The following is a 21,990-nucleotide window of genomic DNA, read 5'->3' as shown; positions in this document are numbered from 1 at the left end:
TCCAGTTGCTTTGTATTGTTCTGCTTGACTCCCATTCAGGCCTTGCTTGAACCGCAAAACTGCTGAACCGACTGATTGAGTCGTATCTTGCCCACAGCCTCTGTCTTCAGGCGAAAAGGCAGGCCGGTCACCGCACTGGTGTCTCAAGATCGGCTGCGCGCCGCACACGATAGAACCGCACCCGCCGCGTGAACACCCGCCAACACACGGCCGCGGCGGCCGCCCCGATTGCATTCACAAGCAGGTCGCCGACATCGGCGGTTCGCGCGTCCAGCGTCGACTGGAGCAGCTCGATGCTCCCGCCATACCCGACGGCGACGAGGAACACAACGATCAACACAGTCCGGTCGCGCCACGCCGAGTCCTGAAACGCGTACGCAAGCGTCACCGCGAGGCCGGCGTACGCCAGCCCGTGGAGCCATGTGCTGTACGGGAGAACGCCGAACGGCCCGGTTCGAATCATGCCACTCCCGGGCGGTGTAACCACCGAGAAGTAGAGGATCGTCGCCGCGACCGCGAGAACCCCTGCCAGCCGGAGCGCACGTGGCACGAGCGGGAGCCGCAGGCGACCCATTATGGCCGAGTCGTCTCGCAGGACCGACAAAAGCCTGCGGATTCGGGCTCCCGTGCCGGATCGGCGAACGGGTACGCTTTTTACCTGCGCGCCGGTCATCGATGATAATGTTGCGCTTGGAGGGATCTCTATGGAGTTGATCGACGACGAGGGGCGGCTGTTCGGGGCCGTCAACGTCATCGACGCGCTCGTCGTTCTGCTGATCGCTGCCGTTGTCGTTGCGGGCGCCGCGTTCGTCCTCACCGACGGTCCCGCACCCGCACCGGAGACGGACACCACCTACGCGACACTTGATGTCGGCACCGTCTCCCCGTACATCGTTGAGGCAATCGAGGAGGGTGACACCCACAGCCCCGACAGCGCGTCCACGCTCCGCATTACGGACGTTCATCTCACGCCGCAGGGCAATCAGACGCGGGTCGTCCTCCGTGTGGCCCTCGAAGGGGAACTCAACAGTCAGGACAGTCTCACCTATGGTGGTGCACCACCCCGTCTCGGCCGCACACTCGATATCACCACCGACCGCTATCAGATCAGCGGCCAGATTCGTGACGTGGGCGACAACGACGCGCTCGCGACCACCCAACAGCGCGTGTTGCTGTCCAGTCACGTCAATGCGGGCACCGCTGCGGCAGTCACGTCAGGCGATGAAATCCGGCTGAGCGGCCGCACAGTGGCTCGAATCGAGAACGTGACCTCCTACGCCACCGGGGAGCCGACCACCCGGCAACTCCTCGTTGCGGCGACGCTCACCGCCCACCGCCAACAGGACCGGCTTCGCTTCGGGGGCACGCCGGTGCGACGCGGGCAGACAGTAACGCTCCCCGCAAGCGAGTACACACTCGACGGCCAGATCGAACAGGTCGGCGGAGAGCTGGGCCTCGGTACAGCGACCACTCGAACGGTCACCCTTCGAATGGACGACGTGCGCGAGGACTTCGCAGAGGCCATTGAGCCAGGGATGGTTGAACGAACCGGTGACACCACGGTTGCCCGGATTACGAGCGTGAAGACGGAACCGTCGCTTATCATCACCACCGGCGAGAACGGCAGCGTCAATGTTGTCGATCACCCGATCAACCGCGACGTAACCATCACCGCCGACCTACAGCTCCGCGAAACGCCAAGTGGGCTCACGTTCAAGGGCGAGCAGCTTCGGCAGGGGTCGACCGCGACTCTCGATCTCGGGACGGTGGTCATTGAGGCGACCGTCGTCAGCGTGGGAGGCTGATCAGAGACCCAGCAGATACCGCACTCGCACCAGGGCCCACCGGAGTCGTAACCCCCATACGCGTGACAGGCCAATGAACTCACAGATGGAAAACACGGCCGACTCGGAGGAGCTGCCGGGCGATAGCACCGTCCAACGAGCGGTCCAAGGCTCCCGACTCGGCCGGCTAGGACAGTGGATCGCCGGTGCGGTCCGCGACTCGTATTTGTACCGGTGGCTGACTGCTGAACCAGACCCGGACGTGATCGTGATCGACCTCCGGGAGACGTGGACAGTCGGCTTGGTCATTCGCCTTCTTGACGCGGCCATCGACCGTCTCGCACCTGCCGTCAGAGAGTCACGGGTCGCCGGGGCCGTCCAGACGGGCGCGACGGTCACCCGCCAACAACCCGCGGTCGTGGCCGGCCTTGGACTTCTCGTTGCGGGCGCACTCGTGGGGGTAGCGAGCATCGCAACGGGCACGCTCGGTACGACCCGACTCGCATTGACGGCCGTCACACTCATCACCGGCGCCCTCGGCACCCGCGAGCGGCGGAGTTGGACCGAACTCCGCGAGACTCGGCCAGTCAGGCTCCTTCTCGCCGCGCTCGAACCGCCTGAGCCGCAGGAAGAGCACACGCCCCGTAACGATCCAAGCGACGACTCAGACGACAAGTAGCCGCCGCAGGTTCACCCGCCCAAAGCCGGCCGCTTAAGTGAGTGCCCGTGTCCGGGTTGAGTAGTGACCACCACGGAGCTGCTTGTCGCGATACTTGCCGGGATCGTCCAGGGCGTCGTCGAGTGGCTTCCCGTCTCGAGTCAGGGGAACCTCGCGCTCGTGTTCACGCTCGTCGGCACCGATCCTGCCGCAGCGGTCCAGCTCGCTCTCTTTCTCCAGCTCGGCACCACGCTGTCGGCGGCGACGTACTACCGGACGGAACTCGCCGCCGCGATTCAGACGGTGCCGGGGTGGCGCCCGGCGACGGCTTATGATCCGGACCACGCGCTGGCGTCGTACATCGCCGTCGCGTCGCTGTTTACCGGCATCGTCGGGATCCCGCTGTACGTGTTCGCGGTGGATCTCGCCGGCCAGCTCACGGGTGGCGTCTTTATTGCCGCCATTGGCGTGCTCCTCGTGATCACTGGGCTGTTACAACGCGTCTCAAATAGCGTCAACATGGGTGGCCGCGACACGCCCTCATTGCTCGATTCGATCCTCGTCGGGAGCGTCCAGGGGTTTGCGATCCTGCCCGGTATTTCACGGTCGGGCGTGACCGCGAGCGCGCTGTTGTTCCGGAGTTACGACCCGCCGAGTGCGTTTCGGCTCTCGTTTCTGCTGTCGATTCCTGCAAGCGTTGGTGCAGCCGCCCTCACCCTCACAAGCGCGGGCGGGCTGCCAGGGATCGCACCAGTGCCCGCGGCGGTCGCACTCGGCGTGAGCGCCGTCGTCGGTTACCTCACCATCGACGCGTTGATGCGGGTCGTCGAGCGCGTGCCGTTCGCAACGGTGTGTTTCGCGCTCGGTGCGCTGGCAATCGTCGGCGGTGGTGGGATCGCGCTGGTCGTGTGAGACTCCGTGGTTGCCATTGCAACCGGCTGGGCCGCACGTCTCAAAGCAGTACGGACCGGGTCTCTAGGGGAATCGCTCGGAAACCGACCACAGTACGGTACACCGACCGTCGAGGAGAGAGGGATCCGCGTGAAAAGCATCACATCAGCGTACGAGTACAGATCTCAACCGCCAGTTCGAGTTCGGTGCCGGTCAAAGCGACGATGTCGGGTCGATCGTCGGACGATGTGACGGCGTCGATACGAGCGAATCCACGGCTTCAGTCGCGGGCCACTGACTCCCAGATCGTTTCGCACCCAGCGTCGCGGATGACAGCGTCGGTCGTGAGGATCGCGTCCGTCTCCCGTGCGCGGTGGCTGGCGACGATCAGCCCGTCGTGGATGCTGAACTCGCCCAGCAGTTGCGCGTACGTTGCCAGCTCCGGCTCGTCGACGGGGGCGACCGAGACCGGCCGTTTTCGACTAACGCCTGCCGGGCGTCTTCGGGCGTCCCGGTGAGTGTGATCCCGCGGACGTCCTTGTCGCGAGAGACCGAGTACAGTACCTCGGCGAGAGCCGTACTCGGTGCCTCAATGACCGTTTCCCCGGCTTCTGCCTCGGCGAACACCTGGTCAGCCCCGTGCGGGAGCGCGTCGACGAGATACGCCAGTAGCGAGACGGTGTCGGCGGTGTACGTCGCCACCTCAGGTGTCCTCGTAGTTACGGTCGCGGCGATCACGGAGACGCTGGCCCAACTCCTCGGCGATTTCTTCGCGTTTCTCCACCGGGGTGTCGTCGGGAACGAGCATCCCGCGTCCCCCAGTTCGGATGCGCTTCTTTACCACGATCCCTTCGTCGGTGTCGAGCCAGACGACTTCGTCACCGGGCTCAAGATCGTACTTCTCGCGGAGCTCGTGAGGGATCGTCGCTTGGCCCTTCTCAGTGATACGCGTGTACTTACTCATATCTAGTAATACTTCTCGTAATATCTTAGTCTTGTGGGAGGTCGGACTATCGCCGTTCAAGCGGCGATAGCGGGGGAGAAGCAAGTAACTCCGACAACCGCGTCGACTATCTATAGTTCTCCCGTCGCGAGCCGATCGACGAATTCCCGACGATCCCGCTCCCGCTCGGTGGCGGTCTCCTGGTACTCGGCCTCGACCCGTTCGCGATAGGTCTCGAGGTCCCGGTTGTCTCCGACCACCTGAATCCCGTTCCGGAGGGCGGCGTGCGCGATCGGGAGCGGAAGACTGTCGATGTCGCTTACGTCGACGAAGGCGTCCGCGTGACTCTGGAGGTCCGCGTCAATCCGGTTCCGTTGACGGAACCGTTCTGTCGGGGACAGGTCGTCCGGGAACCCGAGCGCGACATCGAGGTCGGACGATTCGTGGCGTCACCGCGGAACTACCGCGTGTCCGACTCCCGCGGCGCGCCGACCCGGTCGTCGACCCATGGCAGCACGGTTCATTCGACAACGCGGGAGAGATCCGTCGCGCAGCTCCGGTCGACCGCGGCTGTCGTGTCGGCGTCCGGGAGCGGATAGAGGTGATCTCGCGTGTTGTGCGGCTGGTTGTGGCGGTCCCAGCGACACTGCCGCTGCGTTTCGGAACAAGCGACACAGACGGACAGCGGATAGCCGTGAAACAGAACGAAGTTAAAGGTGCTCATTAAGCCGCTTCTGTTTTGCTTTGAGCGTAGACTCGGTGTCGGGAGCAGAGACAGGGTCGATCCGCTGCCAGCCGTCCGGCTTGACGTACGCCAGCATCTCGATTGTGGCGTCCTCAGTGATTGTGAGACACGCCCGTGGTCCGTTTGAGGTGGTCACCTCAAGCCGGTCGACCTGCGCGTTGAGATCATACCCGCGTTGAAGAAAATCAGCAGCACACTCGCGGAGAAACGCCTGCTGGTGATCGGTAAGGTCGTCATAGCCATGGACACGGTTGACCGTTGCGCGCGCCGTTTTGCGGTAGTGCGACGGCGGCGATGTGCTTAGTTCCGAGCTCATAATTGTTTTCGACACAAGAGCCACAGCGAGCACCCCAGCAAATACAAGCCCGATCCAGAGGCTGTGTTGGAGTAAAATATCTTCCATACCATACGTCGTCTCAGTAACTAATATAAACGTGAGCGTATAGATATCGTCCCTGAGAACACGGTGTACTTTCGACCTACCGACGCACACACGGCGTTACCGTTCTCTTCATGCGAGTACGCCGTTCGCGCTGACTCGCCTGCTGACCATCGCTGACAGGCGCGTACTCTAAAGATGAGCCGGTCCACGTTGAAGTGTGCTGAACCGGGCGCTGGAAACAGGCACACAGCCCGCAGTGTGACATCCTCCTCGCCGTAAACGGCGAAGCTTCCCACGCATGGGGAATACCAGTCAGTCGTCGCTGGTAGAGGGTTTCGGCTCTTGGAACGCCGTGAGCGTCATCTGCGCTGGCACGCTCGTCTCACGGTGAGTCGTGGCGGTGTCACTACCGCTCCCATCCCGAGGCGAGTCATCGCGTTCCGCCTTGTCAAGCGGGACGTTCTCTCCCCACGGGTCAACCCGTCGTGCGATATTCGCGGAAGCGTTGATATTTCTCGACGCTGAAAAATTACATTCCGTGAGGACTGAGCGCGATCACCGAACCGAACATCTGGCCGTATCTCACCGTTGACATCCTCCCCGCGCTGAAGCGCGAGGATTCCCACGGCACCGCACCGCTGGGTTGGGATATTGTGGTTTACGACGTAGCCCGTTCTTGAGGTGCAAACGCACCAGTTTCCTTGTCAAACAGGAACGTCGATGGCTGTGCCAACCAGCCGTTACTCCTATCACCGCCATCCGTGGCGGGACTTGGAGATACTTTCTGCCGAATGTTCTCAGCACCGTTCACGTCCGCGTTCGCCACAGTCCCGCACTCATCGCAGACATACAGTCCGCGTTCAACACGGTTTGCGTCACGCTTGCGACCACAGCACGAACACGACTTCGACGTGTCCTCCTCGGAGACTTCCTCGACGGTGATACCTTCCATTTCGGCTTTGTATTCGAGAAGGTCTGTGAACCGGTCGAACGCCCACGAGTGTAAGTCGAGGTTGCCGTGTTTGCCCCAGTTTTTCGACTCGTCAGAGTCATCCTCTTCGCGGATTCCCGAGAGATCTCCCACTACGATCGTTCCAACGCCTTGCTCAACACACCGTTCAACAATGTGTTTCGAGAGCGTATGGAAATAGTGGGTACGACGAGCCGATTTCTTCTGGTTCAGCCGGGTGGCCTGCTCAGAGTTCGAGTCGTCACACCGGGCAATCCGCTTGCTGAAGTAGTAGTCGTCCTGCTTCAGACAGTTCAGCGGATACAGCTCGCTGTGGCCGTCTTCATAGGCAAGCGCGGCAAAGTTGTTGATCCCGAGGTCAACGCCCACCGCCTTCTCACCGGGGGCTTCAGCCACCTCTACTTCAACCTTACAGACGAAGTGTAGTTCCCATTTCTCACCCGTCCAAACTGTTCGAACCTGTTGGACGTTCTCGACGGTCGAAAGATCAACGTCGGGGCGAGTCTGGTATTCGCAGAGGATGAAGTCCGACCAATACTCCTTGAGATTCGACCCCTTTGAGAGTCGAACGCGGTTGTACTGCGTGTCGAGTTTGAAGCCAGCGGCTTTGAACGTGACTGTCGAACGCGGGTGTTCGTCACCGTCTTTGCGGTAGCCGGGCGGGTTCGCTCTCGTACCTCCGTTGCGTCGTTTACCGTACCAACCGTTGAACGCTTCAGCGAGTTCTTGAAGGACTCGCTGACTTGACTGCGAATGCAGGTCATCGTAGCGTTCGTGGGTTTTGAGGTACGTGGTGAGTTCGGTGTGGTTCGGGATGTGATCGATTTCGTCCCAGATCCGACTGCACGTCCACCGTCCGACGTTCCAAAGCTTACTGGCTGCGAACCCGAGCGAATCAAGGTCGTCTTGCACCCGAGACTGGTTCCGTATGGAAGCAGTATAGGTGCGGGTGACGACCTGTTTCGCCATACGTAACCTATGTAGATATACTTACTTGAAGGTGTGTATTTGCTCAGCGTGGAATATCCAGCCGTACCATCGAACGGTGGAGTGTGAAGTGTAGTGTCGGATTCATCCCCGCGCTAAAACGCGAGGTTTTCTCCTCGATTCTCCGTAAAGATTCGAATTAAACACTATGAGAGAGGACCTGGTCACGCGGGTCGTTCTCCGTGTCGAGTCCGAAGAGGTTCGCACCGCCCAGTAGCTGGAGGACGATGGACGGCGTGGCGATCGGTCCGATGCCGACCTGCAACAGCGACCCGGACGATCCGGCCAGCACCGACCGGAACTACCCGAAGAAGTCCGACCCCTGCCCGACCGCCAACCCGAGCGGGTTGATGTTGGTCGAGGGCGTCATAGAAGTCTTCTCACACCTACACAGGAATTACTCAATACATACCCATCACTCATCGCCACCACCCTCCTCGAGGAGGAACTTTTCGACCGTCTCAAACTTGTTAGTGCTGTAGATTGGGATTCCTGAAACGACAATTTCTCCGACGTCTTCTGTGTACGTGGGAATCGCGTGGACCGCCTCAACGTCGACGTCGTAAGCATACCTGTTCCCGTCGAACTCGGCGTCTTCGAGGTCGCGACCAACAGCGTTCGCCTCTCGTTGGTTTGGGGCTCGTTCGTTCATGGTGAGTACCCAGACGTCGATGTCGCTGCGCCGATCGGCTTCGCCACGCGCCACGCTTCCGTACAAGACGATCCCAATGACGCCGTTGAGACGGCCAGTGAGTTCGTCGACCGCGGCCTTCACGGGCTTGTGGAACTCTGGTTGCGGTATTCGGAGGATCGGGTCGTCCGACACAGCAAGTCGCTCTCGGTTGATCCGGACGAGTCGTTGATTGCTTTCGGGCGATTCAACCACTAACCCGTTCTCGACGAGAGTATTGATCGCTCTCCGAGCCGTCTGTTGGGAATGGCCAATCTGGTCAGCCACCTCGCGCATTGAGAACTGTTTGAATCGACGGTTCGTTAAAAATAGCAAGATGTCGTTCGTTGCCTTGCTTTTGAATAAATCCGCGTCTGAGACGGGTATTGGAACGGATATGGATACACTCTGTGCGGGGTTTAATTCCGTCTCATGGCTCATATACCATGCTACGGCTCACTACTATATGAAATTCATAAATAAATGGCACAGTAATTAAAATAATAAATCACTGGTCGTCATCGTTGTCTCCTTCAGATTCAACGGTTTGGGTGTCTTCTTCACCGTCACCAACGCTTGGATGAGACCGATCCGGCTGTGCGTCGCTCCACGCTTTTGCTTCCTCTTCGCTCTCGATGATCGATCCAACCGACTCGTTGAGCGTGGAGAATACCTTTGAGAACTGGGTCGCTTCGACGAGTCGATGGTGATCGTCTGTGATCGCCCAATGATTCTTGCGGTGGCGAACGAGACCGCGATCTTTCAACCGACTCAAGTTCGTTCCCACGGTGTTCGGATCACGGTTGATTTCGTCTGCGATCTCGCGGCGTTGCCACGCTCGGTCCCTGTTTTCGAGGAGGAACTTCACAACTGCCTCGCTAGTGGATAGCCTCTCCTCCCCGTTCCCCGCCGCTTCAAACTCTTCCATGTCCATTGTCATGGTCACGTGTTGGGTGTACTATTGTAAGAGTATGCTGCTGTGCTATATACTGTTGTGCTGAAGCAGATAGCCATGTAAGCCGAGGTCATCATGTCGTCTAAAATCGGTTGGAGCCCCAACTTGCGGTTATCGGCGACCAGCTGTTACAGTCTGGATTCTCTGTTGAAATTCTCAAAAAGAGATACATTTTGACACGGTTACGGTCAATCTAGGGGACTCACGAATCGCTCAGAACAGGTGACTCAGAAACCTATATCGGTCGTCACCGATTCTCGTCGATCCACTCGCAGAACGCTTCGAAATTCTCCGCACCGGCGTCGTCAGCAATATCATGGAGCGTTCCGATGCTGATTGAGTCGTGGGCCGGAACAGTCACCGTACGCGTATCCGTGTTCTCATGGCTTTCTGGTGGATCCCATCGAAGAATCAGGTGATCCCCTGTGGTACGGACGTGCTGAAACCCACCAACGTTCACCAGCACTTTGTACACGTCTTCACCCGAAAAGTCCCGCGTCACCATTGCTACTGTAAGACATCGGGAAGCTCATCGCTCTGTGATTGAGCGACTTCAGGATCAACACCGAGGTCACGTATCTCCTCGTCGGCTGGAGGCCGCCCGCCATCGCCTTCTACCGCCTCAATGACGGCATCAAGATTGTCAAGTGCTACGTCCCGGCTTTTACCTTGAGCAGTCACGCCGACACGGAGATCACGAGCCGTCCACTGGCCATCTGGGTTTTTCACTAAGCGGATTTCCCGTTCAGGAGGGTCCGAATTCCCAGAATCAGCTCGTGCCATACCTCCCGGTACTTCACCGAGATGCAAAACGCTTCGGGAGACCTACCGTCTCACACAGACCATTGATGCTCGATACGCAGGCACATTCTATCGGCTGATTCAACTATGAGTTCACGAAATAAATGTCGTGGCAAATATTCTATGACACCCTAACCAACAATGTACTTCATAAGAGCGTATGTACCGCTCTTGTGGCGGAGATTGTTGGTGAGTCATAGCGCAGTTTCGAGGATGGTTTTGAGCGCTTCTTTCCCCGGTTTGCGGAACACTTCTCGACGGAGCTGAAACGCTCGGATATACGACGTGAGTCTGTCTTTAGAGACACCTCGATGCGGCGAGAGCCACCGTCGCGCCAGCGACGCGTGGCTCTCGCAGGTGTTCACGTGAACATCTCCATCAACGTACTCGCCGTCACCGTGGACGACGTATTCACGGGTGAATGCGTCGTCCTCCTCTAGCGGTTCGTACGCCCGAAAGCCGTCTGTGTAGACCGTTAACGACTCCTGCTGGCGGTCGGCCAGCAGGAGTCGAATCCTCGATTCGGTCGCGGCTTTCGTCGGGACCACGTGTCGTTCACCACTGCCGCGATCAGCGAGAACAAACACAGGGAGCTTGTCCTCAGCGTATGTTCCACGTCCGCGCGTAGACAGGCCACGCGGGCGCGACGGCTGGTCGCGCTCGCGGCCCTTGAGACCTGCTTTCACGTAGAATTCATCTATCTCGATGGGGCCTTCGAGCTGTAGTCAAGGCGCGTCCAGCGCTCGCAAAAAGCGCTGGACGCGCCGGTAGATCGTCTTGTATGAAACGTCAATCTCTACGTCTAATTGCCTGAGACTTGTGTTGAAGCGGATGTACGTGTAGACGGCGAGAAACCACTTTCTGAGTGCCACCGAAGAATGTTCGAAGATCGTGCCGGTCTGATCGTTGAACGTGCGGTCGCAATCCTTACAGAGATACCGCTGAAACACGCGATAGCTGCCGTACCGAATCACAGATTCGCCACGGCAGCGTGGGCAATAGACGCCGTCGCGCCAGCGAACCTGTTCCAGCAGGTTCGCGGCGCGACGCTCCGAGACGAACGTCTTGAGAGGGAACATTGTTCGTCGGGTGACGCGGTCGCGTCACCCTTGCCCGCTGTGACTTCCAGCTACTGCTGAGAACTCACCAACAATCCTCTACCCAAGAGCGGCGATATTAAGAATCACTCTCTATGAACTGCGGGTCCCGTCACCTCAGTCGACGCCTGCTCCCGGCACCGTGTGAGGCGCGGACTCACCGGTGTCAGTTCCAGCGTCCCCACTGGACTCCGTCTCCGCCGCCAGCGTCTCGACGTTCGCGAACACGAAGCCGGCGAAGCCGACGCGGAGCAGCAGATCGAGGTACTCCAGCGTGACCGCCGCGGTGAACGTATCGAGCAGGCCGGCGATGCTGACCATCGCCCACGCGATCAACACGCCGAACGCGAACAGCGAGAGGTTCCGCGTCTTCTTGAAGAACAGCTCGCGGGCGGGCGGCTGCCGCGCGGCCGCCGTCGAGAGCGGGCCGAAGAACACGCCGAGAAGGAAGAGGTACCCGACGAGGATCGCTGCGGTGCCGGCCAGCGCGAGCGGACCCTCAAACACCTCCGCGAAGTCGTAGCCGAGCCGCATCGTCACGGTGAGCGTGGTCACGCCAACCACGTAGCGCTGGCCCGCTCCCGAGACGAACGCCGCGAACCCGAACAGGAACGGGTAGGCGACGTAGTCGGTGAGGAGCTGGCCGCCCTCCAGCGTCCCGCTCGCGACCGCGAACGTCCCGACCCCGGCGCCCCACAGCCCGACGCCGACGCCCGCGATCGCGACGACCGCGACGAACGGGTAACAGTAGCGCCGCAGCGCCGCAGGCTTGCGGCGCGCCAGGCCCAACAACACGAGCGCGGAGACGGCGTAGACGCTCGCGGAGACGAACCGCACCGTCGACGGCTCGATCATCGGGTCACCTCCGCGTCGCCGGCGGCGCCGTTCGGTGGCGTCTCCGCCACGCCAGCGGCGTCCGTCGTCTCGCCGTCCGTCGCCGTTCCACCGTCCGTCGCCGTTCCGCCGTCCGCCACCGTCCCGAGCTCGGTCGCCGTTCCGCGGTCTGTCACCGCCCCGGACGCGCCGGCGGGGGTCGCGCTCGGCGCCGCGCCCTCGGCCCGCGTCTCGAACTGGTCGAGCCGGTCGGTGAGCGACGCGGTCCGCTCCGAGAGCGCGGTCGCCGTCTCGGCGAGGTCGCCGACCGTCTCGGCCGTGTCGTCGGCGGTCTCTGCCAGCGTCCGCGCGCGGTCGGCGGCGTCGGTGGCGGAGCCGTGGACGGCCTCGACGCGGGCCGCGACCGACTCGATCCCCTCGGCGCCCTCGTCGGTCGCCCGCGCGATGTCGCCCATCGCGACATCGACGTCCTCGACGGTCCCCGTCAGCTCCTCGATCGCCTCGCCCGCGGCCTCGACCGCCGCGGTCGTCTCGTCGAGCTCCGTCATCGTCCGGTCCATCTCGCCGGCGACCGCCGACACGTCGTCGGTCACCTCGCCGATGGTCGCCTCGATCTCCGTGGTGGAGTCGCGGGTCTCCTCGGCGAGCCCCTTCACCTCGTCGGCGACGACCGCGAAGCCGTCGCCGTCGCCGCCCGCCCGCGACGCCTCGATCGAGGCGTTCAGCGCGAGGATGTTGGTCTGCTCGGCGATGTCGGCGATCACGTCGGTCGTCTCCGCGACGCCGTCCATCCGGTCGTCGAGCCCGGCGACGAGGTCGTCGAGGTCCTCAAGGAGGTCGGCGATCGCCGCGATCGCTTCGACCGCCTCGGTCGCGCGCTCCTCGCCTTTCTCGCCCAGCTCCGCCGCGGCGCTCGCGTCGCCGGCCACCTCGTCGGTGGTGGAGGCGATCTCCTCGACGGTCGCGGAGAAGTCGTCGGTGTCGTTGGCCGTCTCCCGTAACCGCTCGGTCTGCGCGTCCAGCTCGTCGGCCAGCTCGCGCATCTCGGCGGCCACCTCCTGGTTCATCGCGGCCACGTCGTCGGCCTCCGCGGCCATCTCCTCGCTCGTGGCCTCCACGTCGCCCGCGAACGCCTGGATGTCCTCGACCGTCGTCGAGAGCCCGCCCGTCATCTCGTTGTACGCGGCCGTGATGCGCTCGATCGCGTCGACGTCGCTGTCGGCGTCGAGCCGCCGCGTGAGGTCGCCCTCGGCGGCGTCCTCCATGGCGCCGCCGATCTCCTCGGCGCGCGTCAGGAGGGTGTCGGACAGCTCCTCGGCCTCCTCGCGGGCCGCCTCCGCCTCGGACTGCGCCCGCTCGGACTCGGCGACCGCGTCCCGGAGCGACCGCCGCGTCTCGTCGAACGCCTCGAAGAGCCGCCCGATCTCGTCGCCGCGGTCGGAGGTGGCGCTGGCGTCGAACTCGCCGTGGCCGACCGCCTCCGCGGTCTCGGTCAGGCGCCGCAGCTCGACTGCAACGTTTCCGATCAACACGATGCCCAGCAGGCCGAGGTTCAGCGTGGCGATGATGCCGACCCCGACCAGGGAGGCGGTCGCCGCCTCCGCCGTCCCCGTCGCCGAGACGTGGGCCGCGAAGAGCGCGACGAACCCGAGCGTCACGGCGAGCGTCCCGAGGACGGCCGCCCCGACCCGTCGGCCGTAGCGCGCGGTAATTACGTTGAACATTCGATACGCGAACCGATAGAACCGGCGTACTTAGGAGTAAAGGCGCAATTACCGGACGCGATAATCGTCGCGAGTGTCGGCGTCGGGGGCCTCCGGAACGCCCAGCAGGAGTCGAGGAGCGCGGACGGCTGTGCGCCGGGTTTCGTGTCAACAAAATAACCCACGGTTTCAGTGGGATTTTTCCGTCTCATACTGTTGTTCGTCGGTATGGCCGAGGGGAACCGATTTTCCGAGGAGTTAGCTGCGTTCTACGAGGCGACGCACGACCACGGGGACATCGGCGACGAGTCGTTCTATCTCGATGCGGCCGCGAGCGCTGCCGGGCCGGTACTGGAGGGGGCCTGCGGAACCGGACGGCTCTACCTCGAACTCCTTCGTAACGGCGTCGACGCCGACGGATTCGACATCTCGCCGCCAATGCTGGATATCCTCCGGGAGAAGGCCGCCAGCGAGGGTCTGACGCCGACAGTGTGGGAAGCCGATCTGCGGGCTGTCGACGCGGATCGGTCGTACGCCTTGGCGCTGGTTCCCTACAACTCGATGTGCAACCTCCAACGGGTCGACGACCAGCTCGCTGCCCTCGAGGCGTTTCACGACGTGCTCGAGGCCGGCGGCCGACTCCTGTTCGACGTGTACGTCCCCCGGTACGACGTCATCGCCGAGTCGTTCGGCAAGTGGCAGGCGGTTCGCGAGGTTGAATACGATGGGACGACGCTGAGAGGCCGTTCCCGAGCCGACATCGCCGATCAGGTGTCCCAGACCTATCGCACGGAGCAGGAGCTCCTCGACGCCGACGGGGAAGTCGTCGCCCGCGACGAGTTCGTCCTCTCGCATCTTCCGCCCCAACAGGTCGAGTTGCTGGCGCGTCAGTCGCCGTTCGATCAGTGGTCGGTCCAAGGGGGATTCGACGGCGAACCGCTTGCGGACGGAGACGGTATCCAGGTCTGGGAACTGCGGAAGTAGCGTCGGAATCGCTCCGGACGGCGGGCGCGGGCCGCCGGCGGTCGGGGCCGGGGCCGGGCTTTTCCGCGGGCCGCGCCACGGGACGGTATGTCAAGCGTCAGCGACACGTACATCGAGAACCGCCAGCGCGTCCAGCCCACTCACACGAACAACTACGCCTCGGCGCACGGGGGCAACGTCGTCAAGTGGATGGACGAGATCGGCGCGATGTCCGCGATGCGCGCCGCGGGCGAGACTTGCGTCACGGCCAACATCGACGGACTGGACTTCAAGCGGCCCGTCCCGCAGGGCGACACCTGCGTCATCGAGTCGTACGTGTACGCGGTCGGACGCACGAGCCTCCGGACGCGGATCCGCGCGTATCGCGAGTCCCCGCGCACGGGCGAGCGCGAGCTCACCACGGAGTCGTACTTCGTGTTCGTCGCCGTCGACGCCGACGGCAACCCGACGCCCGTCCCGGAGCTGGAGGTCGCGGGCGAGCGCTGCCGCGAGCTCCGTGACGAGGCGCTGGCCGGAGAGCCGGACGAAAGCCGGTGACGGTTCGCGAGAAGCGGCGGGACGGAAGTCGGGCTAACCGGTCGGGGCACATTCAGTATGTATACATCCGATCGAATCGCTGTGATCTGAGGGTACTCGTGGCCTCTCCCGACAGCGGATCAGTCCCGTCGAGACGGGATGTCGGAGTAGGTCGCGTTCACAGACCGACGAACAGTATCGACGCCGCGACTGCGGTCCCCGCCCAGCCGGCGCCGACCCAAGTCAATACGGCGAATGCCTGTCGGGCGCCCTCACGGCTCCATCCGGACTCGCCGCCGAGATGGCTCTGAACCGCTGACATTGAGTCGCCGAACCCGACCGCGCCGCCCCACGTCGCGACGCCGAAGCCGAACAGAAGCACACCAAGCGCGAACGAGGTGTCGGTCGCTCGCCGTGCCCCGGCGAACGGGAAGAGCGCGCCCGCGACGACGACCCCGAGGAGGCTGCCGATGCCGACCCACCGTGCGACCGTTCGTCCAGACGGCCGTCCGTCGCGGTCAGTCAACGGTCTCTCGCATCCGAGGGTCGAGCGCGTCGCGCATTCCGTCACCGAGGAGGTTGAACCCGAGCACCGTCAGCGCGAGCAGCAGGCCAGGGAAGAAGGACCACCACCACGCCCCGGAGAACAACCCAAACTCGACGCCGTTCGAGAGCATCATCCCCCACGTCGGCTCCCCCGGGCTGGCGCCGAATCCGAGGAACGACAGCGCGGCGATATCGATGATCGCAAGCCCGTAGTTGAGCGTCGACTGGACCGTTATCGGCGCAAGGCAGTTCGGGAGGACGTGGCGAACGAGCAGCCGCGGGTCCGTCGCGCCGAGCGCTTTCGTGGCATCGGTGTACTCGTCTTCGAGTACCTTTAGTGCGGCTCCGCGGACGACGCGGGCGAACCGAGGGGTGTAGACCAGCGTCAGCGCCCCGACAGCTCGCCACAGCCCCAACTCTTCCGGGAAGATCGTGACGAGCGCGAGTGCCAACAGTAGCGACGGGAACGACAACAGGACGTCCATCGTCCGCATGATGACGTTGTCGGTCAGATCGCCGTAGTACGCCGCAACGATTCCGAGACTCACACCGAGGAACGTCGAAGCGATGACGGTGACAGTACCGTAGAGGACCGCGTACCAAGCCCCGTACATCACGCGCGGGAAGATGTCACGAGCCTGCCCGTCCGTTCCAAAGAGGTACTCCGAGCTGGGCGGGGACTCAGCGGGATTCGTCCCGAACTGAGTCGCCATGAGTTCGCTAAGATTGTAGGTGAAACGCGCGTAGACCGCGATCAAGACGACGGCCACGATGATTACGATCCCGGTGATCGCGAGTCGGTTTGAGAGGAGCTGCGAGAGAAACGGACTCGCGCGCAGCCGCTCGGCGATGCTTCGGTCGACGGTTTCTGTCTGTGTCTCCGTGCTCATTGTTCGATGCGGGGATCGAGGACCGAGTACGTGAGGTCAACGCCCAGGTTGACCAGCGTGTACAACACAGCAAAGACGAGGACTGTTCCTTGGACGACGGGGTAGTCGCTACGGTTGATCGCGTCGACGAGGAGCGTTCCGATACCGTTGATCTCGAAGACGGTTTCGGTGAGCACCGCACCCCCGAGCAGCGATCCGAACTGGATACCGATCACGGTGATGACGGGGATGAAGGCGTTGCGAAGCCCGTGTTTCATTACGGTGATCTTCGATCCCTGCCCCTTCGCCCGAGCGGTCCGCATGTAGTCTTGGCGGAGCACTTCCACCATCGATGAGCGCATCATCCGCGAGAGCAACGCCATCTGATAGATGCCGAGCACCACCACGGGCAAGAGCAGATGAACGGCCGCGGACTGGAACGCCGCGATGTTCCCCGCTAGCAGCGTGTCAACGAGGATGAGCCCTGTGACCGGCTCAACGAAGTACTCGGAGCCGATCCGACCGCTGGTCGGGAGGAGTCCGAGGAACTGCGCGAAGAGCAGAATGAGTAGCGGACCGCTCCAGTAGATTGGGACGCTGATTCCGCTCAAGGCACCGATGCGAGTGAGGTGGTCGGTCCACGTGTCCTGCTTGACCGCGCTGAGGATCCCCAGCGGAAGTCCGAACAAGAGACCGGCGAACTGGCCAAGCAGCGCGAGTTCGATCGTGATCGGGAGCCGATCGGTAAGGATCTGGCTCACCGCCACGCCGCGGTTCACCTGATACGACTGACCGAAGTCGAACGTCGCGACCTCGCCGAGGAAGCGAACGTACTGCTGCCAGAGCGGGTCGTCGAGCCCCAAGTCGGCGCGGACCTGGTTGACGAACTCTTGGCTCGCTCGTTCGCCGGCGATGACCACGGCGGGATCGCCGGGCGAGAGGTGGAGAATAGCGAACACCACCGTCGCGACCCCGAACAACACGGGAAACAGCATAAGCAGCCGTTTCAATACGAAACGTTTGGAGACCATTCAGGGAAACGGGCGCGCGGGACGGTCAAAAAATCTGTGCTCGGTGTCGACTACTCGAGCTCGACCGCTTCGAGGTACGGGCCGCCGATCGCGGCGACGGTGTAGTTGCTCACGCGGTTGGAGACGCCGCGGACCTCGTCGGCGTAGTCGATGAACACCCACGGTGCCTCGTCGTGGGCGATCTGGGCGGCCTCCCGGTACAGCTCCGCGCGGTCTTCTTGATTCGTGGTCCGTTGAGCCTCTTCGACGACGCTCATGTACTCGCTGTTAGCCCACGCGGCGTTGTTCGAGGTATTGAACCCTTCCGTGTCCCACGAGACCCAATCCTGCTCCTCCGGCACATCGGTCTGCGGATGTAGGAGGACGTAACAGAAGTTGTCGGGGTCGGCGTTGTCGGTGTACCAGCCGGCGAGCGTCGCGTCGTGGTTCCCCTGACTGGTGTATGTGAGGTAGTCGGAGAACTGCCGGTCGTCAATCGAGACCTCAATGCCGACCTCCGAGAGGTTCGACCGGATCGTCTGGGCGGTCGGGAGCGGTGCCGGGTTGTACCCGCGGGGGTTCTGGAATGTGGTCAGCGAGAACGAGAACCCGTCGCCGTAGCCTGCCTCGTCGAGGAGGCTCTGGGCCTGATCGGGGTCATACTCGTAAGGACTGATGTCGTCGTTGTGGCCGAACAGCGCAGGCGGGATGGGCTGGTCGGCCTGCGTGGCGATCCCCGAGTAGATGTTCTCGACGATCGCCTGCGTGTCGATGGCATAGCTGATCGCGCGGCGGACCCGACGGTCGCGGAACGCCTCAACGCGCGAGAGGTTGAACGCCATATACCCGATGTTGATCCCGGTCGCCGTCCGGCTCTCGGCGGTGTCGGACCCGTCGATGATCTGCATGCTGTCGGGGTCGAGTCCGTCGATGATGTCTAATTCCTCCTCAACGAGTGCCTGGGCGCGCGTGGAGTTCTGGCCGCGGGTGAGGAACAGCACCTCGTCGACGTTCGGACTCTCGCCCCAGTAGTCGTCGAAGGCGGTGAGCCGGATCCGGTTGTTGGCGTCATCGAGGGTCTCCAACTGGAACGGGCCGGTCCCGACCATCTCCTCCCCGAGGTCCGCGTCGCCCTCGATGGCGTCCTGCGAGATGACGACCGCCGCGAACATCGCGAGGTTGCGGAGGAACGGCGCGTACGTCTGGGTGAGAGTGATCGAAAGCTCGTAGTCGCTTGGCGCCTCGATGCTGTCGATCCAGTTGCCGAGGGTAAACGGACCGTAAACAGAGGCGTCCTCGAAGTGGTACTCGTAGTCGTCGTCGACAAACCGCCGATACGTGGCGATGAAGTCGTCAGCGGTGAACTCCGACCCGTCGTGGAAGCTCACACCCTCTCGCAGCGTGAGGGTCACCGAATCGCCGTCAAGCGACCAGTCGGTGGCGAGCGATTCGGTGAGCGACGCCTCGCCTGGCTGGAAGGCGATCAGCCCCTCGTACGCCTGGTTGGTGACCTTCGCGACCTCACCGCTGGTCGTATTCTGCGGGTCGAGGGTGCTGGAGTGGGCGCCGCGGCCGTAGCGGAGGCTGGTCGTGTCGTCGCCGCCGTCGCCGCCGTCGCTGCCGTCACTACCGTCACTGCCGTTACTACCGTCGCTGCCGTCGCTGCCGTCGCCGCCGTCGCTGCCGCAGCCGGCAAGGGAGACGACGGACGCGGTCGCGACCGTCGCGCCACCCGCTCGTTGTAGGAAACCGCGTCGTGAAGTGTCTGTGGTATCTGACGACATACGGCGAGCAATATATCGGCTAGCTAAATAATTCTGGTGGAGCGACAGGACGACCCCCCAAGACGGGGCCTCGGCGGAACGGTCGGGCGGCTACGCGCCGTCGGGGCGCTCATCGTAGAGGTGACACGCCGCGGGATGGCCGCTCTCGTCGATCTGAGGGTCCTCCCGCTCGCAGACGCTCTCGAACGTCTCGCGGAGCGTCGCCTCGGCCTCGTCCCACCGGTCCTCCTTGAGGAGTTCGAAGGACTCGGCCACGGCCGACCGAGCCTCTCCCGAGAGCGGCCCGTCGAAGAAGTACTCGAAGAGTTTCGGATGCTCGCCGCCGTCCGCGACGGCGGTCGGTGCCGACTCGTCCTCGATCCGGACCTCGGACTCGATAGCGTCGAGGTCGATGTCGCCGGACTCCAAGCGCTGTCGGTAGAACATTACCTCCCGGTAGCGCCCTTGGTCGATATTGAGGTCGTCCGGGGGGATGACCGACGGGCACCGGGTCCGGAACCGACATCCCGAGGGCGGGTCGATTGGGGACGGAACGTCACCCTTGAGGATCGTTCTGTCGTCGGTGTCGGCGAGGGGGTCCGGTTCCGGAATCGCGGACAGGAGGGCCTTGGTGTAGGGGTGTTTCGGCGTCTCGAACAGCTCGTCCGTCTCGGCGACTTCGACAATCTCGCCGAGGTACATCACGGCCACCCGATCGGAGATGTGTCGGACAACGCTCAGGTCGTGCGCGATAAACAGGAAGGTGAGACCGAACTCTTCTTGTAAGTCCTCTAAGAGGTTGATGATCTGCGCCTGGACGGAGACGTCGAGCGCGGACACCGGCTCGTCGGCGACGATAAAGTCGGGGTCTACCGCCAGCGCCCGGGCGATGCCGACCCGCTGGCGCTGGCCGCCAGAGAGCTCGTGGGGATAGCGGCCGAACTGCCCACGCTCCAGCCCGACCGCGTCCATCAGTTCGAAGACGCGCTCGCGTCGACGCCCCTCGGCGAGATCGTGGATCTTCAGCGGCTCCATTATCGTCTGGCCGGCGGTCATCCGCGGGTCGAGACTCGACATCGGGTCTTGGAACACCATCTGCATGTCCTTCCGACGCTTGCGGAGGTCCGATTTCGAGAGCGACCCGAGGTCCTCTCCAGCGAACACCACCGTCCCGTCGGTCGGCGGGTCCAAGTGGAGGATCGCCCGCCCAGCCGTGGACTTCCCACAGCCGGACTCGCCGACGAGCCCCAGCGTCTCCCGCTCGCGGACATCGAGGTCGATCCCGTCGACGGCCTTCACGCTTGGGTCGCCGCCGCCGAACACCCGGTCGAGCGCGCCGTCCTCCTGCTGGTAGTACTTTTTCATTCCGCGGACCTCAACGATCGGATCGCCGATGGCGGACCTCGCGCCGGCCTCGACGCCGTCGCTCCCGTACGCGGTCTTGTCGAACGTTTCGTGGACGCACTTCGACCGGTGATCGACCTCATCCGGGCCGTGCTGGAGGTACGGGATCTCACCCTCGCGGCACTGTGGCTCGGCCCACGGGCAGCGGGGTGCGAAGTGACACCCGTCGGGCATGTCGATCAGATCGGGGACGTTCCCCTCGATCGGCGTCAGCCGCTCCTTTTCCTCGGTGGGGATCGACTCCAGCAGAGTGTACGTGTAGGGGTGGGCAGGGTTCGCGAAGATTTCCTCAACGGGGCCTTCCTCAACAATCTCGCCGGCGTACATCACGGCCACGCGGTCACAGGTCTCGGCCACGACGCCAAGGTCGTGGGTGATCATCAGGACGGACATCCCGAACTCCGCCTGTAGGTCGTCGATCAAGTCGAGGATCTGCGCCTGGATCGTCACGTCGAGCGCGGTGGTCGGCTCGTCAGCGATGAGGAGGTTCGGCCGGCAGGCGAGCGCGATAGCGACGAGCACGCGCTGGCGCATCCCACCGGAAAACTCGTGCGGGTAGTCGTCGACGCGCTGTTTCGCTTCCGGAATGCCGACCGCCTGAAGCATTCTGACGACCTCGTCCATCACCTCGTCGTCGCTGTCTCGACCTCCGATCTTCGGGAGTATCTCTCGGATTCCGTTGGTCCACGAGTCCGTCTTCTGACCGCCGTACCGATGGAGGCGCAGTGACTCGGCGATCTGTTCGCCCACGGTGACCGCCGGGTTGAGCGAGGTCATCGGGTCCTGGAATATCATTCCCATCTCGCCCCCGCGAACGCGACGGACGGCCGCCTCGGGAGCTGCCGTCACATCGACGATCCCCTCATGGATATCGACATCGGTCGGCTTCGCACCGCCGCGGATCTGCTCGCGTGCATCCGCGTCGAGGAAGACGAAGCCGTCAACGGCGGCTGCGAGCGCCGCCTCGAGGTCCTCTCCGACGACCGTCGGGTCGGTGTCGTCCGCGAGGCGACCGGCAGCGGCCTCAAGATCGCTCGCGAGGTCGGCGGGGTCCGCTTCGTCCGCGAGGTCGTCGGCCATCCCCCGAAGCTCCGCCGCCGTGTCGGAGACGCGCCGTCCGGCGCGGAGATCACTGCTCACGGCCGCCACCGCATCGATCAGTCCGGACGGGTACGGGACGTACGCGTCGTCGAACTCGTCAAGGAGGGAGGTGGCAAGCGACGCGTCCGCGAGGGTGATCCGGCCGCCGGCTATCTCGCCGGGATCGTCGACGAGGTCCATCGCCGAGAGGGCGGTGACGCTCTTGCCCGAGCCGGACTCGCCCACGAGACCGACAGTCTCGCCGTGTTCTATTGAGAGGTCGATGCCGTCGACGGCCTTGACGGCGCCCCGTTCGGTTCTGAACTGAGTTCGGAGTGCCGAAAGCGAGAGCAGATCAGTCACTGTCGGCGGTAGCGCGCCTTACGGAAATATATCTT

Annotated in this window: 22 protein-coding genes and 3 pseudogenes; 6 read left to right on the top strand and 19 right to left on the bottom strand. The window is 63.1% G+C overall.

Annotation, left to right across the window (positions count from 1 at the left end; genetic code table 11):
* Positions 1-127: 127 nt before the first annotated feature.
* A complete protein-coding gene (locus EXE48_RS04165; RefSeq protein ID WP_137710791.1) occupies positions 128-574 on the bottom strand; it encodes a VanZ family protein in 447 nt (148 codons plus the stop codon).
* A 130-nt stretch (positions 575-704) separates the two neighbouring features.
* Between EXE48_RS04165 and EXE48_RS04160 the strand changes: the two genes are divergently transcribed.
* From EXE48_RS04160 to EXE48_RS04150, 3 genes are all read left to right on the top strand, one after another.
* Positions 705-1,805 (top strand): DUF4330 family protein, encoded by a 1,101-nt coding sequence (locus tag EXE48_RS04160; protein ID WP_137710790.1) that lies wholly within the window; start codon positions 705-707, stop codon positions 1,803-1,805.
* A gap of 73 nt (positions 1,806-1,878) precedes the next feature.
* Positions 1,879-2,463 (top strand): hypothetical protein, encoded by a 585-nt coding sequence (locus EXE48_RS04155; RefSeq protein WP_241991939.1) that lies wholly within the window; start codon positions 1,879-1,881, stop codon positions 2,461-2,463.
* A gap of 63 nt (positions 2,464-2,526) precedes the next feature.
* Positions 2,527-3,354 carry an undecaprenyl-diphosphate phosphatase gene (locus tag EXE48_RS04150; RefSeq protein WP_137710788.1) on the top strand — a complete coding sequence of 276 codons (828 nt, stop codon included), beginning with the start codon at positions 2,527-2,529 and terminating at the stop codon, positions 3,352-3,354.
* 366 nt (positions 3,355-3,720) lie between these two features.
* On the opposite strand, the gene EXE48_RS04145 is transcribed toward EXE48_RS04150, so the two are convergent.
* Together EXE48_RS04145 and EXE48_RS04140 are read right to left on the bottom strand one after the other, a co-directional pair.
* The gene (locus EXE48_RS04145; RefSeq protein WP_241991938.1) at positions 3,721-4,035 is read right to left on the bottom strand and encodes a hypothetical protein; all 315 of its coding nucleotides are present in this window, start codon (positions 4,033-4,035) and stop codon (positions 3,721-3,723) included.
* A gap of 1 nt (position 4,036) precedes the next feature.
* On the bottom strand, positions 4,037-4,297 hold the full coding sequence (locus EXE48_RS04140) for an AbrB/MazE/SpoVT family DNA-binding domain-containing protein (RefSeq protein WP_137704607.1): 261 nt from the start codon (positions 4,295-4,297) through the stop codon (positions 4,037-4,039).
* 263 nt (positions 4,298-4,560) lie between these two features.
* Here EXE48_RS04140 and EXE48_RS18690 point away from each other — a divergent pair, with 263 nt between their 5' ends.
* Positions 4,561-4,875, top strand: coding sequence for a hypothetical protein (locus EXE48_RS18690; protein WP_199236341.1), 315 nt, complete (start codon positions 4,561-4,563; stop codon positions 4,873-4,875).
* A gap of 111 nt (positions 4,876-4,986) precedes the next feature.
* On the opposite strand, the gene EXE48_RS04125 is transcribed toward EXE48_RS18690, so the two are convergent.
* From EXE48_RS04125 to EXE48_RS04075, 11 genes and pseudogenes are all read right to left on the bottom strand, one after another.
* Positions 4,987-5,424 (bottom strand): hypothetical protein, encoded by a 438-nt coding sequence (locus tag EXE48_RS04125; RefSeq protein WP_137710786.1) that lies wholly within the window; start codon positions 5,422-5,424, stop codon positions 4,987-4,989.
* Positions 5,425-5,715: 291 nt separating this feature from the next.
* Positions 5,716-5,916, bottom strand: a pseudogene (locus tag EXE48_RS18995) (RNA-guided endonuclease TnpB family protein); the annotation flags it as partial.
* A 145-nt stretch (positions 5,917-6,061) separates the two neighbouring features.
* Entirely contained in the window at positions 6,062-7,342 is a 1,281-nt protein-coding gene (locus EXE48_RS04115; RefSeq protein WP_137710785.1) for an RNA-guided endonuclease InsQ/TnpB family protein, read from the bottom strand.
* A 172-nt stretch (positions 7,343-7,514) separates the two neighbouring features.
* Positions 7,515-7,718 (bottom strand): annotated as a pseudogene (locus EXE48_RS04110) (preprotein translocase subunit SecY); the annotation flags it as partial.
* 57 nt (positions 7,719-7,775) lie between these two features.
* Complete coding sequence (locus EXE48_RS04105) at positions 7,776-8,471, bottom strand: nucleotidyltransferase domain-containing protein (RefSeq protein WP_137710784.1); 696 nt, start codon at positions 8,469-8,471, stop codon at positions 7,776-7,778.
* A 67-nt stretch (positions 8,472-8,538) separates the two neighbouring features.
* Positions 8,539-8,964 carry a helix-turn-helix domain-containing protein gene (locus EXE48_RS04100; protein WP_137710783.1) on the bottom strand — a complete coding sequence of 142 codons (426 nt, stop codon included), beginning with the start codon at positions 8,962-8,964 and terminating at the stop codon, positions 8,539-8,541.
* 268 nt (positions 8,965-9,232) lie between these two features.
* On the bottom strand, positions 9,233-9,490 hold the full coding sequence (locus tag EXE48_RS04095; protein ID WP_137710782.1) for a type II toxin-antitoxin system HicA family toxin: 258 nt from the start codon (positions 9,488-9,490) through the stop codon (positions 9,233-9,235).
* Positions 9,491-9,492: 2 nt separating this feature from the next.
* Positions 9,493-9,768, bottom strand: a complete 276-nt coding sequence (locus tag EXE48_RS04090; protein WP_137710781.1) for a type II toxin-antitoxin system HicB family antitoxin — start codon at positions 9,766-9,768, stop codon at positions 9,493-9,495.
* A gap of 212 nt (positions 9,769-9,980) precedes the next feature.
* Positions 9,981-10,865 (bottom strand): annotated as a pseudogene (locus EXE48_RS04085) (IS1595 family transposase).
* A 135-nt stretch (positions 10,866-11,000) separates the two neighbouring features.
* Positions 11,001-11,738: a bacteriorhodopsin gene (locus EXE48_RS04080; protein WP_137710780.1), complete on the bottom strand. Its 738-nt coding sequence runs from the start codon at positions 11,736-11,738 to the stop codon at positions 11,001-11,003.
* Complete coding sequence (locus EXE48_RS04075; RefSeq protein WP_137710779.1) at positions 11,735-13,441, bottom strand: methyl-accepting chemotaxis protein; 1,707 nt, start codon at positions 13,439-13,441, stop codon at positions 11,735-11,737. Before EXE48_RS04075 ends, EXE48_RS04080 begins: the two co-directional genes overlap by 4 nt.
* 207 nt (positions 13,442-13,648) lie before the next feature.
* Here EXE48_RS04075 and EXE48_RS04070 point away from each other — a divergent pair, with 207 nt between their 5' ends.
* Positions 13,649-14,404, top strand: coding sequence for a class I SAM-dependent methyltransferase (locus EXE48_RS04070; protein ID WP_137710778.1), 756 nt, complete (start codon positions 13,649-13,651; stop codon positions 14,402-14,404).
* Between the two features lie 87 nt (positions 14,405-14,491).
* Positions 14,492-14,941, top strand: coding sequence for an acyl-CoA thioesterase (locus EXE48_RS04065; RefSeq protein ID WP_137710777.1), 450 nt, complete (start codon positions 14,492-14,494; stop codon positions 14,939-14,941).
* A gap of 157 nt (positions 14,942-15,098) precedes the next feature.
* On the opposite strand, the gene EXE48_RS04060 is transcribed toward EXE48_RS04065, so the two are convergent.
* The 5 genes from EXE48_RS04060 to EXE48_RS04040 all read right to left on the bottom strand — a co-directional run bounded on the left by EXE48_RS04060 (position 15,099) and on the right by EXE48_RS04040 (position 21,955).
* Positions 15,099-15,446, bottom strand: a complete 348-nt coding sequence (locus EXE48_RS04060) for a DUF7268 family protein (protein WP_137710776.1) — start codon at positions 15,444-15,446, stop codon at positions 15,099-15,101.
* Positions 15,439-16,356: an ABC transporter permease gene (locus EXE48_RS04055; RefSeq protein ID WP_053772504.1), complete on the bottom strand. Its 918-nt coding sequence runs from the start codon at positions 16,354-16,356 to the stop codon at positions 15,439-15,441. The genes EXE48_RS04060 and EXE48_RS04055 overlap by 8 nt, the downstream gene beginning before the upstream one ends.
* Positions 16,353-17,366 carry an ABC transporter permease gene (locus EXE48_RS04050; RefSeq protein ID WP_053772503.1) on the bottom strand — a complete coding sequence of 338 codons (1,014 nt, stop codon included), beginning with the start codon at positions 17,364-17,366 and terminating at the stop codon, positions 16,353-16,355. Before EXE48_RS04050 ends, EXE48_RS04055 begins: the two co-directional genes overlap by 4 nt.
* A 50-nt stretch (positions 17,367-17,416) precedes the next feature.
* Positions 17,417-19,129 carry an ABC transporter substrate-binding protein gene (locus EXE48_RS04045; protein ID WP_053772502.1) on the bottom strand — a complete coding sequence of 571 codons (1,713 nt, stop codon included), beginning with the start codon at positions 19,127-19,129 and terminating at the stop codon, positions 17,417-17,419.
* 90 nt (positions 19,130-19,219) lie between these two features.
* On the bottom strand, positions 19,220-21,955 hold the full coding sequence (locus EXE48_RS04040; protein WP_053772501.1) for a dipeptide ABC transporter ATP-binding protein: 2,736 nt from the start codon (positions 21,953-21,955) through the stop codon (positions 19,220-19,222).
* Positions 21,956-21,990 lie beyond the last annotated feature (35 nt).

The organism is Halorubrum sp. ASP1, from assembly GCF_005435135.1.
Lineage (GTDB): Archaea > Halobacteriota > Halobacteria > Halobacteriales > Haloferacaceae > Halorubrum > Halorubrum tropicale.
The sequence above is the reverse complement of the archived record's forward strand: the minus strand, read 5'-3'. Positions and strand labels throughout refer to the sequence as shown.